The sequence below is a fragment of the Halomonas colorata genome (genome assembly GCF_014897985.1).
Classification (GTDB): Bacteria; Pseudomonadota; Gammaproteobacteria; order Pseudomonadales; family Halomonadaceae; genus Vreelandella; species Vreelandella colorata.
The window spans coordinates 19,040-31,169 of sequence record NZ_JABUZA010000017.1; the positions used below are offsets into that span (position 1 = coordinate 19,040).

12 protein-coding genes are annotated in these 12,130 nt (G+C 53.4%); 6 read left to right on the forward strand and 6 right to left on the reverse strand.

Going from position 1 to position 12,130, the window contains the following annotated elements:
• The first annotated feature begins 42 nt into the window (after nt 1-42).
• Genes INT33_RS10350 through INT33_RS10360 form a run of 3 tightly spaced genes read left to right on the forward strand, consistent with a single transcriptional unit; the run spans nt 43 to nt 1,053 of the window.
• Nucleotides 43-375 (forward strand): DUF883 family protein, encoded by a 333-nt coding sequence (locus INT33_RS10350; RefSeq protein WP_192539213.1) that lies wholly within the window; start codon nt 43-45, stop codon nt 373-375.
• The gene (locus INT33_RS10355; protein WP_192539212.1) at nt 375-779 is read left to right on the forward strand and encodes a phage holin family protein; all 405 of its coding nucleotides are present in this window, start codon (nt 375-377) and stop codon (nt 777-779) included. The genes INT33_RS10350 and INT33_RS10355 overlap by 1 nt, the downstream gene beginning before the upstream one ends.
• A complete protein-coding gene (locus INT33_RS10360) occupies nt 754-1,053 on the forward strand; it encodes a YqjK family protein (protein WP_192539211.1) in 300 nt (99 codons plus the stop codon). Before INT33_RS10355 ends, INT33_RS10360 begins: the two co-directional genes overlap by 26 nt.
• 102 nt (nt 1,054-1,155) lie before the next feature.
• On the opposite strand, the gene INT33_RS10365 is transcribed toward INT33_RS10360, so the two are convergent.
• On the reverse strand, nt 1,156-2,340 hold the full coding sequence (locus INT33_RS10365; RefSeq protein ID WP_193091841.1) for a BaiN/RdsA family NAD(P)/FAD-dependent oxidoreductase: 1,185 nt from the start codon (nt 2,338-2,340) through the stop codon (nt 1,156-1,158).
• 222 nt (nt 2,341-2,562) lie between these two features.
• Here INT33_RS10365 and INT33_RS10370 point away from each other — a divergent pair, with 222 nt between their 5' ends.
• Together INT33_RS10370 and INT33_RS10375 are read left to right on the forward strand one after the other, a co-directional pair.
• On the forward strand, nt 2,563-3,642 hold the full coding sequence (locus INT33_RS10370; RefSeq protein WP_193091842.1) for an efflux RND transporter periplasmic adaptor subunit: 1,080 nt from the start codon (nt 2,563-2,565) through the stop codon (nt 3,640-3,642).
• Entirely contained in the window at nt 3,642-6,755 is a 3,114-nt protein-coding gene (locus INT33_RS10375) for an efflux RND transporter permease subunit (protein ID WP_193091843.1), read from the forward strand. Before INT33_RS10370 ends, INT33_RS10375 begins: the two co-directional genes overlap by 1 nt.
• Nucleotides 6,756-6,850: 95 nt before the next feature.
• On the opposite strand, the gene INT33_RS10380 is transcribed toward INT33_RS10375, so the two are convergent.
• Nucleotides 6,851-7,279 carry a DUF3617 domain-containing protein gene (locus tag INT33_RS10380; RefSeq protein ID WP_193091844.1) on the reverse strand — a complete coding sequence of 143 codons (429 nt, stop codon included), beginning with the start codon at nt 7,277-7,279 and terminating at the stop codon, nt 6,851-6,853.
• A 177-nt stretch (nt 7,280-7,456) separates the two neighbouring features.
• On the opposite strand from INT33_RS10380, the gene INT33_RS10385 reads away from it, so the two are divergent.
• Nucleotides 7,457-7,666, forward strand: a complete 210-nt coding sequence (locus tag INT33_RS10385; protein WP_018916732.1) for a CPXCG motif-containing cysteine-rich protein — start codon at nt 7,457-7,459, stop codon at nt 7,664-7,666.
• Nucleotides 7,667-7,699: 33 nt separating this feature from the next.
• On the opposite strand, the gene INT33_RS10390 is transcribed toward INT33_RS10385, so the two are convergent.
• The 4 genes from INT33_RS10390 to INT33_RS10405 all read right to left on the reverse strand — a co-directional run bounded on the left by INT33_RS10390 (nt 7,700) and on the right by INT33_RS10405 (nt 11,863).
• Nucleotides 7,700-8,539 carry an ABC transporter permease subunit gene (locus tag INT33_RS10390; protein ID WP_193091845.1) on the reverse strand — a complete coding sequence of 280 codons (840 nt, stop codon included), beginning with the start codon at nt 8,537-8,539 and terminating at the stop codon, nt 7,700-7,702.
• On the reverse strand, nt 8,536-9,447 hold the full coding sequence (locus tag INT33_RS10395; protein WP_193091846.1) for an ABC transporter permease subunit: 912 nt from the start codon (nt 9,445-9,447) through the stop codon (nt 8,536-8,538). The genes INT33_RS10390 and INT33_RS10395 overlap by 4 nt, the downstream gene beginning before the upstream one ends.
• A 35-nt stretch (nt 9,448-9,482) precedes the next feature.
• Entirely contained in the window at nt 9,483-10,664 is a 1,182-nt protein-coding gene (locus tag INT33_RS10400; protein ID WP_018916729.1) for an ABC transporter ATP-binding protein, read from the reverse strand.
• 95 nt (nt 10,665-10,759) lie between these two features.
• Complete coding sequence (locus tag INT33_RS10405) at nt 10,760-11,863, reverse strand: polyamine ABC transporter substrate-binding protein (RefSeq protein WP_018916728.1); 1,104 nt, start codon at nt 11,861-11,863, stop codon at nt 10,760-10,762.
• Nucleotides 11,864-12,130 lie beyond the last annotated feature (267 nt).

Sequence of the window (12,130 nt, forward strand, 5' to 3'; positions counted from 1 at the left end):
GCTGATATAGGTTAAATAATTCATTCGTCAAAGGAAGACAAAATGGCTAAGCGTCAATTTGGTACTGATAACAGCGCTGATCAATGGAAAGAAGATCTGCGTCATTTAAGCGACACGGTAGAAGAGCTGGTTAAAGCCACGTCAAAAGACGCCAGCAGTGAAATGCACGATCTTCGTACTCGTGCAGAGGGACGTCTTAAAACTGCACGTGCGCGCCTTGAAGCACGCGGTGAGCGTATCTATGACGACACCCGTGAAACGATTTCACAACAAGTAGATTGCTGTGACCGCTACGTGCATGAAAACCCGTGGTCTAGCATCGGTATCGGCACCGCTGTAGGTGTATTGGTAGGTATGCTGCTCGGACGCCGCTAATGTCTTTGGGTCCAACCCAACGCGTATTCTCTGCCGCCAAACGCTTGCTGAAGTCACTGGTTGCGAACAGTGAAACCCGCTTGCGTTTGGCGGTTTTAGAGCTTGAAGAAGAGCGCGCCCGCCTGTTCACGCTGTTTCTTTTATTGGGTGCCAGCTTACTGCTACTGCTATTGGGCGTTGCTACATTAACGGCTCTTATCGTAGTGATCTTTTGGGACTCTTACCGACTATTGGCGATTGGTGGAAGCGCAGGCGTACTGTTAGCGGCTAGCTTTTTGCTGGCAGCCATTGGTGTTCGTCAGGCCAAGCGCCATACGCTGCTAAAAGAAACGCTTAAACAGCTAGCGGCCGATCGTGCTCTGCTTGAGGTGAACGGAGATGAAGCAAACCGACAAGAGCGTTAATCCGCCCAGCCGTGCTGAACGTAAAGCGGCGTTGCTGGCTCAGTTAGAGCAGCAGCGTGTAGATATTTTAGTATGTAGCGAATATCTGCAGCGCTCGGCATCGCCGCTCGATCAAAGCTGGCGCAGTATTAAACTGCCATTGTATGCGGCGGGTGGCCTACTGGCATATAAGCTCGTACGACGCCCAGGTGGAATAATGGCGGCTGGCAGAAAAGGGCTTGCGGGCTACATGCTGTTTCGCAAGCTAAAACTCCTGGCAAAAATTGCCACCTAAGCTTGCCGACAGCTGCATCCGTTACTATCTAGGTGCGTCATTGCCTAAGTTTGTTACTGCCAGTACCGTTCTAACTAAGCTTGCAAGGTCGCATCATGCGATTTAGCAAGCTTGACCACAGGCAACCCCACTCGCCCACGCCCATTGAAAGTTATACCCGCCAAGCTCACCGGTCACGTCCAGCACTTCCCCTATAAAACGCAGTTGAGGCAGATCTTTTACCTCAAACGTTTTAGATGATATCGCATCCGTATTGACTCCCCCCATAGTCACCTCAGCGGTACGCCACCCTTCTGTTCCTGCGGGCTTGAGCTGCCATTGATTAAGCCGACCGGCCCATTGATCCAACTCATCATTGCTGTATTGGGCTAATGGCTTGAGCTGGTTTGAGTCGGGATACCACTCCAGGAGCGCCTGGGCAAATCGTTTGGGGAAACGCTCGCCTAACCAGGTCGAGAGTTGACGCTTAGGGGTTATCTTACGTGCCTCGCGTAGCGAATCCGCGGCATTTTCATTCGCTAGTAGATCAATTTCAATGGGCGAACCTGGCTGCCATACGCTGGATATTTGCAGCATGGAAGGCCCCGACAGCCCGCGATGGGTAAACAGCATGGGCTCGACAAAACGCCGCCCGGCACAGCTAACCGCCACAGGCAAACTGACCCCTGAAAGCTTTGCACTGCGGTCTTTCCAGAAATCACTCAAGGTAAATGGCACCAGCCCTGCTCGAGTAGGCAATACCTCCAGACCAAACTGGCGGGCAAACTCATAACCAAACCCGGTGGCGCCCATGGTCGGTATGGATAAACCACCGCTTGCCACTACCACTACCCCAGCATCAATAACCCCGATTGAGGTAGAAAGACGCATACCCTCGCCTTGCCTCACGACCTTCGTGATCTGGGTATTAAGCTTTACTTCAACGCCTGCCCACTCACATTCAGTCCATAATACACGTACGATTTCTTTGGCAGACGTTGCACAAAATAGTTGGCCGGGCGCTTTCTCAACGTACTCCACGCCATGCCGGTCAACCAGCTCCACAAAGTGTTCGGGGCGGTAACGTTTTAGCGCAGAAATACAAAAATACGGATTTTCAGAGTAAAAATGCTGAGGTGTCGTGCCAAGATTGGTAAAGTTGCAGCGGCCCCCACCTGACATGAGTATCTTTTTACCTGCTTTGTTGGCGTGGTCAATTACCAGCACACGTCGGCCTGCGTAACCGGCCTGTGCCGCACACATTAAGCCAGCCGCACCGGCGCCGATAACCACGACATCATAAACCATAGAAAATAGCTCTTGGGAGGGTGTAAAAAACCGCATTTTAACAGCTCAAGGCAGTAATAAAATTTTTCTTCACGCTTCATTGCACCTTACAAAAACGCTAACCAAGACCGTATTTTAATAGCTGCTGGAGAGCATAGAAGGCGTCATCAGACGCACACCCGATGGGAAGGCCAACCTTTCCTGGGTTAACAAACCGCCTCCAAGCCTAATACTGAGAAGCTTATGTCCGCGTATGTCCGACCGTTTTTGCTTTTGTCATTCATTGTGGTTTTTTCCGGGCCCACGCTGGCACAAACATCCGGGCAGGCAGCGCTTCCCGTTATTGGCAGCCGTGCTGAAGCAACCACCTGGTCCGACCCGCTAGAAGCATTGGGCACCCTGCGTGCCGATGAAAGCGTTACGCTATCGGCCACGGTAACCGAGATTGTTGCCGAAATTAACTTTAAAGATGGCGAACAGGTCGAACAGGTGCGGCTGCTGGTACGCTTGGAAGATACCGAAGAACAAGCTTTACTGCGTTCCGCGCAGGCCATAAGTGACGAGCGGCGTAACGCGCTTGGCCGCGCCACCCAACTGCAGGATCGCAATCTGGCCGCCCGCGCGGATGTAGAAGACTTTCAAGCACAGCTTCGCCAAACACAGGCTGATATCCAGGCGCTTGAAGCTCGCCTTACCAATTACCAGATTAAAGCCCCGTTTAGCGGTCGGGTGGGCTTTCGTAACATCAGCACGGGCACGCTGGTCACACCCGGCATGGAGCTTGCCACGCTCGATAAGCTCGACGTCATGAAGCTCGACTTTAGCGTTCCCGAAAGCTTTCTAGGACGCCTTTCAAAGGGGCTTACACTAAGCGCCACTACGGCGGCCTACCCTGATGAAGTATTTAGCGGAGAAATCGCCAGCATCGGGACGCGCATTGATCCTGTCTCGCGAAGCGTCAGCGTTCGCGCCGTGCTGGAAAACCCAGGCATGCGCCTGCGCCCAGGGATGCTGATGGAAGTAATCGTTCAGCAGCGCGTACGGGATGCGGTGGTATTGCCGGAAGCGGCACTCGAACCCAGTGGTGACCAGCACTATGTAATGCTGATCGACCAAAGCGGTGATGCCCCACGCCTTGAAAGACACGAGGTCGTGATTGGCGAGCGGCGCTATGGCCAGGTCGAAATTCTCGAAGGTATTAACGCAGGCGATCTAGTGGTCGTACATGGCCTGCAGCTGGCAAGAGACGGCCTCGAAGTACGCCTGTTAGGCATCATGGATGGTGAAACGGATATCCGCGCCTTGCTGGAGGCTGATCGCTAATGCGCCTATCCGATATTTCCGTTCAGCGGCCCGTGCTCGCCATGGTGATTGCCGCGCTGATTATCGCTTTTGGTTTACTCGCGCTTAACCGGCTTCCACTGCAGGAATACCCTACTGTAGATCCTCCGATTGTCAGTATTGATACTCGCTACCCCGGGGCCGCCGCCAATGTGGTCGAAACGCGGATTACTCAGGTGTTGGAAGATCGAATTGCTGGCGTCGAGGGCATCGAGCTAATTACCTCACAAAGCGAGGACGGCCGCTCACGCGTTGAAATCGAATTTGGCATTGAAATGGATATCGACGCTGCCGCGAACGATATTCGGGATCGCATCTCAGGCGCCTTGCGTAACCTGCCAGACGATGCCGACACCCCGGAAGTCACCAAGGCGGACAGCAGTGAGGAAATTGTCGTATGGCTGAGCCTTTCAGGCGCCGACTACTCAATTACCGAGCTTACCGATTACGCCAACCGCTTTCTGGTCGATAGCCTATCTGTTCAGCCGGGGGTCGCCCGTGTTCGCGTCGGCGGTGGCCGAGACTACGCCATGCGTGTATGGCTTGACCGTAACGCGCTTGCTGCCCGGGGCTTGACCGTGGGTGATATTGAGGATGCGCTCCGCGCAGAAAACGTTGAGCTACCAGCAGGCTCGATCGAATCGCAAGACCGCCAGTTCATCGTTCGCCTACCGCGCAGCTTCGCAACCGCCGATGACTTTAAACGCCTATCACTTACTCAAGGCGATAACGGCTACTTGGTACGTCTGGCGGATGTCGCGCGGGTAGAAGTCGGCTCGGTCGAAGATCGCTCGGTGTTTAGAGCCAATGGCATTCCGATGGTCGGGCTGGGTATGATCATGCAGTCGACGGCGAATGTCATCGAGCTTTCCAGCGCCGTTCAGCGTGAGCTTGAACGCCTTCAGGATACGCTACCGGAGGGTATGACGCTTACCCTGAACTACGACGCATCTGTGTTTGTTTCCGGGGCGATTGAACAGGTGGTAATGACCCTGTTTATCGCCATGGGCCTGGTGGTCATCGTTATCTTTTTGTTCCTGGGGAATTTACGCACCACGCTAGTGCCTGCCGTTACCGTGCCAATCGCCGTTATCGGTGCGTTTATCGCGCTTGCCGCCATGAACTTTTCAATCAACCTGCTTACCTTGCTCGCCTTAGTTCTGGCGATTGGGTTGATTGTCGATGACGCTATCGTGGTACTGGAAAATATCAATCGCCGGATGCACGACTACGGTGAAACGCCGCTGGTGGCGGCCTTTAGAGGCACGCGACAAATTGCCTTTGCGGTTATCGCTACCACTCTCGTGCTGGTCGCGGTATTTGTGCCATTGAGCATGCTGCAGGGCGATATCGGCCGCCTGTTCTCCGAGTTTGCGCTTACCATGGCATCCGCCGTTGTCTTCTCGACACTACTCGCCCTTACGCTAACCCCCATGATGGCATCCAAGATTCTGAAGCCAGGCATGCACGATAGCGCTATTGGCCGAGGCGTACAGCGGCTACTTAACGGCACTCAGCAACATTATCAGCACATACTTGAATGGTTACTGGCACGCCGCTGGCTGGTGGTTGGGCTTTTCGCTTTGCTAATGGCTGCCACCGCCTGGCTTGCCACCCAGCTGCCTAATGAGTACACGCCTCAAGAGGATCGCGGCAACTTCATTGTGCTGGTGAATGGCCCTGAAGGGGCCACCTTCGATTACATGATGGATTACATGGATGAAATCGAAACACGCCTGACTCCTTTCATAGACGCGGGTGAGCTTGAGCGTGTGGTGGTACGCGCCCCGCGCGGCTTTGGTAATATCGAAAATTTTAACAGCGGTTTCATCATTATTAACATGACCGACTGGGGCAGTCGCCGTAGCGCTTGGGAGGTAATGGATGACGTGCGCGAATTACTGCGTTCGCTACCCGGTGTTCAGGCGTTCCCGGTAATGCGCCAAGGGTTTGGGCAGCGTACCCAAAAGCCCGTGCAGTTTGTTCTTGGCGGTGGCACTTACGAAGAACTTGCCCGCTGGCGCACCACCATGATGGATTATGTGCGTGAAGATAATCCACGTCTTACCGCCCTGGAAAGTAACTACAACGAGACTCAACCCCAGCTTAGCGTCGAGATCAATTACGAACGTGCCGCCGCCTTAGGCGTCACCGTCACTGAAATAGGCCGCACGCTAGAGGTACTACTGGGCGGGCGCAATGTGACTCGCTATGTAGATGACGGCGAAGAGTACGATGTGATTGTCGAAGGTGATCGCGGTCGCCAAAATAGCCCCCGCGCCCTGGACAATATACAGGTGCGCTCGGCACGCTCTGGTGAATTAATCCCGCTGGCAAGCCTGGTCACCCTCTCCGACTTTGCCGGGGCCAGTACGCTAAACCGTTTTGATCGCGTTCGGGCGATTACCATTGAGGCCAATCTGGTCGATGGCTATCCGCTCGGTGAAGCGCTGACTTACCTACAGGAAACCGCCGACACTCTGCTACCCGAGGAAGCACAAACCAACGTGGCAGGCCCCTCTCGTGACTTTCAGCAGGCAAGTGGGGCAACCACCTTCCTGCTGGTGCTGGGGGCGGTCGTGGTATTTCTGGTTCTGGCGGCGCAGTTTGAAAGCCTTATCCACCCGTTTGTGATTATGCTGACGGTACCGCTTGCCATGAGCGGTGCCTTACTGGCGCTACTGCTAACCGGGCAGTCGCTTAATATCTATAGCCAGGTCGGCCTGGTGCTGCTAATTGGCTTGGCCGCCAAAAACGGTATCTTGATTGTGGAGTTTGCCAACCAGCTTCGTGATGAAGGCAAAACGTTTCATATAGCGCTCATAGAGGCATCGGTTACCCGCCTTCGGCCTATTTTAATGACCGCAATTACCACCATGGCAGGCGCGATACCCCTGATCATCTCCAGCGGCCCTGGCTCAGAGTCACGGTTAGTAATTGGCACAGTGATCATGGCAGGCGTTGGCGCGGCCACGCTGTTTACGCTGTTCGTGGTTCCCGTCGCCTATGATTTACTGGCCCGTCATACCGGCTCGCCGGGTGCCGTTAAGCGTCGGCTTGAAGAGGAAATTGCCGACGCAACGGAGGAGCAGTGACCTGCTAACCCCGTGAGGCTTATCAAAGCAGCATAAAAAAGGGCGCCTCTTAAAGAGACGCCCTTTTCGTTAGGCAAAATACTTGTACGTACAGATTACTCGCAGTCGCCTACCCGCTCGCCTTCAATCGTGGTGTTCATGGCCAACTCACCCATGGGCGATTGCGTCAGAATATCTACGCTACCGTTGATTTGCTCACCCATAAAGCGCATATCGCCGTCGATAGTGGCTTCACCGCCTTCGGCACGGCATACCATGCTGTAAGCAAGGCCATCGGCGTTCATATCCTGGTTAAGAAGCTCACAGCCTTCTTCTTCCTCGATAAAGCCGAACTCAGCGCCATCCAGGTCGTCCTGAGTAATACACTGGCGCTCGGTTTCCGTTTGATCCGGAATATCCATATCGCCGCTGATACTGGTCACGCTGACGAACTCCCACTCGCCTGGCGTAACATTGGGTGTTTCTGCCAAGGCGACCATCGGGAAGGCCAAAGCGGCCGCTACTGCCATGTTTCGTAACATCATCGTTTCTCTCTATAGCACTTAAAAAATAGTACTTAAAAAATAGCACTTGGAAATAGCACGTGGAAAACGGTACGTGGAGAACCGTTTACATCCTACCTGATTCATCACCACGATGCCCGGCTTCGCACCAGACTGCTACACTAGCGTCGAGTTTCAAACTGTTAAAGGTAGCTTCTTATGCACGATGACGCCTTAGTGAACCACGATTTTCACTGCCCCTATTGCGATGCCCCTTTGACCTTTGTCATCGACACATCCCAAGGTAGCCACGCCACCTGGGAAGACTGCCATCAATGCTGTGCGCCCATTCAGCTGGAAATTATCATCTCACCCATGACTGGTGAGCTTGAAGCCGTGCTCACCGGCCGTGATGACGATGTTTTTTGATGGCCCTGTTTTGAAAAACAATGCTTTTTAGCGCTATGCGGCGTCTTCTTGGCGCTGGGTGATTTGGCGCCGTTCGTTACGCCGCATCATGTACCAGGCCACAAACGTGGCCAGCGATACGGTCAAGATAATCAGCGTTGCCAGGGCGTTAATTTTAGGCGACACGCCCATGCGCACCGATGAAAACACGACCATGGGCAGCGTGTTCGCACCGGGCCCAGAGACAAAACTTGCAATTACCAGGTCATCCAGAGACAGCGTAAAAGCAAGCAGCCAGCCGGCCGCCAGTGCAGGTGCAATAATGGGCAGTGTTACAAAAAAGAATGTTTTTAACGGCGGCGAGCCCAAGTCCATCGCGGCTTCTTCAATGGAGCTATCCAATTCGCGCAGCCGCGCGGCGACCACCACGGCAACGTAAGCACTACAGAAGGTAGTGTGCGCAATCCAGATAGTGCCCTCACCCCGGTCGGCGGGCCAACCTGTCAGCTGTGCCATCTGGACAAACAGCAATAACAGGGACAGCCCGGTGATCACTTCAGGCATCACCAACGGTGCGGTCACCATGCTGGAAAGCGCCGTTTTACCACGAAAATGGCCAAACCGGGTCATGACAAAAGCAGCCACCGTGCCTAAGCACACCGCCATGCTCGCGGCAAAAAACGCGATTTTCAGGCTCGTCCATACCGCTGAAAGAATCTGTTGATCCTGAAACAGTGCGCCGTACCACTGTGTCGAAAATCCTGCCCATACGGTAACCAGCCGTGAGGAGTTGAAGGAGTACACCACCAACACTGCCATTGGGAGGTAAAGAAACAGCAAGCCCACTATCAGCATTACCGTTGAAAAATGCGGACGCCGACGGACTGTACTCATTCTTCAAGCTCCCGAGACTGATAACGATGAAACCAAACAATCGGTATAAGCAGCATTAGCAACATGACCATTGCCAGCGCCGAGGCCACGGGCCAATCGCGGTTAAGGAAAAACTCTTCCCACAATACCTTGCCGATCATCAGCGTATCCGGCCCACCCAGCAGCTCAGGGATAACAAACTCCCCCACTGCGGGAATAAACACCAGCATGGAGCCTGCGATAATGCCGCCCATTGAAAGGGGCAATGTCACCTTGATAAACGTGTTGATCTTGCGTGACCCAAGGTCAGAGGCCGCTTCCAGAAGCGAGTTATCCAGCCGGGTCAGGTGAGCATAAAGGGGCAGTACCATAAAGGGTAAATAGGCGTAGACAATGCCAATCACGACAGCAAACTGCGTATTCATCATACGTAGCGGCGTGTCAATCAGGCCAAGACCTATCAGCAGATTATTGATTAACCCGCTGTTGCTCAAGATACCCATCCAGGCGTAGACCCGGATCAGGAAAGATGTCCAGGAAGGCAGCATCACCAAAAGCAGCAAAATAAGCTGCCAGCGTGCCGGCGCGCGCGCCATGGCATAGGCCATGGGATAGCCCAGCAGCAGACAGGCGACGGTTGCAATAAACGCCGTTTTCACTGATCCCCAATACGCGGCTACATAGAGCGAATCGGAAAGCAGGAAAAGGTAGTTACCCAGGTTTAAAAAGACATGCAGCGTTTGGTCGGCATATTCAAGCAGCGGCCCGTAAGGGGGAATCGCCACAGCTCCCTGGGACAAGCTGATCTTCAATACCAGAGCAAAAGGCAGCAAAAAGAACAGCAAAAGCCATACAAGCGGAAAGGCAATGACCGCTCGGCGCCCAAGCTGACAACGCTTAAGCAGAGCGACAACCTGAGATGGCATCATCTAAAGCAATCTCCTAATAGCCAGAGTAGGCAGCATCAGCGGTTCAACACGATGGCACTGTGATCTTCCCAGTAGACATACACGCTGTCTTCCCAGGTTGGCCGATCACCCCGCCGTTCGGTATTCGCCATACTGACCTTGATCAACTGGCCTTTGGTCGTGCGTACGTAGTAAAGCGAAAAACCGCCCAGGTAGGCAATATCATCAACTTTACCTTCAGCCCAGTTATAGTCGCCCGTGGGTTTTTCCCGGGTCAGCCAGATTTTTTCAGGACGCAGTGCCGCCCATACTCGCCGGTCAACTGCCTGGGTAGTAATCCCGTGATCGATATAGATAGGGCGTTCAAGATCAGGAGATACAATCTGGCAATGATCGGCGGCGTCTTCCACAATCTCGCCTTCAAACAGATTCACCGTTCCCACGAATTCCGCCACCATGCGGCTAGCCGGGCTTTCGTAAACATCCACGGGCGAGCCGACCTGCTCGATCCAACCATCGGCCATAATGGCCACGCGGTCGGCCATGGTCATGGCCTCTTCCTGATCGTGGGTCACCATAATGCAGGTCACGCCTACCTGCTCAATAATCTCGACCACTTCCAGCTGCATTTCGGTACGCAGCTTTTTATCCAACGCGCCCATGGGCTCGTCAAGCAGCAGCAGTTTTGGGCGCTTGGCCAGGGAGCGCGCCAGTGCCACCCGCTGGCGCTGGCCGCCTGAAAGCTGATGTGGTTTGCGTTTGGCAAAGCGCTCCATATGCACCAGTTTCAGCATCTGGGCAACACGCGCTTCCACCTCAGCTTTGGCAAGCTTGTCCTGCTTTAGCCCGAATGCGATATTTTGTGCCACGGTCATATGCGGAAATAACGCATAGGACTGAAACATCATATTAATCGGGCGCTTGTAAGGCGGCACCGCCGTAATATCGTTACCGCCGAGCAAAATACTTCCTTCCGTGGGGGTTTCAAACCCAGCCAGCATACGCAAAAGCGTCGACTTACCCGATCCAGACCCGCCTAAAAGCGCAAAAATTTCGCCGCGCTTTACCTGTAAATTTACGTTATCTACCGCCAAGGCATCGTCAAAGCGCTTACATAAGCCCTTAACCTCAAGCACGATGTCTTCTGCAAACCGTGGTGTTTTCCCCTGAGGGCGCTGTACTGATGAAGCGACCGAGGAATCCGTTAACGGTTCGTTCGATAGGGGCGTAGTGACCATTCGCCACTCCCATCAAAAGGCCCGGAAAGCCGGGCATTAAAAGATGAACAGCGAGCCAGGCGCATAGGCCTGACTCGCTGTCGGATGAGGTTTGATTAACGGCCAGACTTTACACGGTTCCAGATACGCGTACGAATGCGCTGTACCGGCTGCGGCATATCAATGGCCACGTACAGGTTCTTCATGACCTCGGTTTCCGGGTAAACCGCTGGGTTATTCAGAATTTCTTCTGGCAGGTAAGCATCAGCCGCTGCGTTAGGATTGGCGTAGCTTACGAAGTCCGTAATTTCAGCGGCAATTTCGGGGTCTAAAATAAAATTGATAAAGGCGTGGGCGTTCTCTACGTTGGGCGCATCGGCTGGGATAGCCATCACGTCAAACCACAAGGCAGCGCCTTCTTTGGGAATGCTATAGGCAATTTCAAAATCCCGTCCCGCTTCTTCAGCCCGCTCAGCAGCCTGGAAAACATCGCCAGAATAACCGCCCGCGACACAGATATTGCCATTGGCAAGGTCGGATACGTAGCGTGAAGAGTGGAAGTAGGTAACATTATCACGAATAGCCGCAATCACCTCGCCACCCGCTTCAAGGTCTTCGGTCTTTTGACTCAGCGGGTCCAGGCCCAGGTAAGCCATCGCGGCAGGAATCATTTCTTCGCCGGTATCCAGCATCGAAATGCCGCAACCTGCCTCATTCAAGGCGGAGGTAATTTCCGGATCAAACAGCATTGCCCAGCTATCTACCGGTGCATCATCGCCAAGAATTTCTTGAATACGCTCAACGTTATATCCAAACCCGTTGGTACCCCACATATAAGGCACAGAGTATTCGCCATCGGGATCAATAGCTTCAAGATTATCGGTTAACTCGGTATTCAGGTTTTCCAGATTAGGCAGCTGTTCTTTGTCCAGCGCCTGGTACACACCGGCTTGGCGTTGACGGGTAAAAAAGTGCGTTGAAGGCACTACCACATCATAACCCGAACGGCCCGCTAACAGAGCAGCGTCGAGCGTCTCGTTGCTGTCATAAACATCATAGGTAACATCAATACCCGTGCGCTCAGTAAATTTCGCAAGCGTTTCAGGGGCAATATAATCTGACCAGTTATAAACCCTCACCTCATCGGCGTGAGCGAATGTCGCCGCTGCGGCAAAAGAAACGGCCGCAACGGCCCCTGAAAGTTTGTGAATGTTCCCCATGATCCTGCTCCTCATTTCATTACTCAAAAACGATATCACCTAGCTTGACGCCAGCCACTAGCATTAGCGTAGGCCTTTCTACTGAACGTGCGAATTTTGCGACGCAGTGACCTCTATCGCAAGTCAATGTGAAAGATTCTTGCATTATAATGGCGTTGCCCCCACTTCAAGAACAGCGCAGCGAGATTGACCTGCGCAACTATTGATCTGACCGACGCAATTATAGTAGAAGCCTATCGAACATATGGCATTTTCCAATTTTAGCTA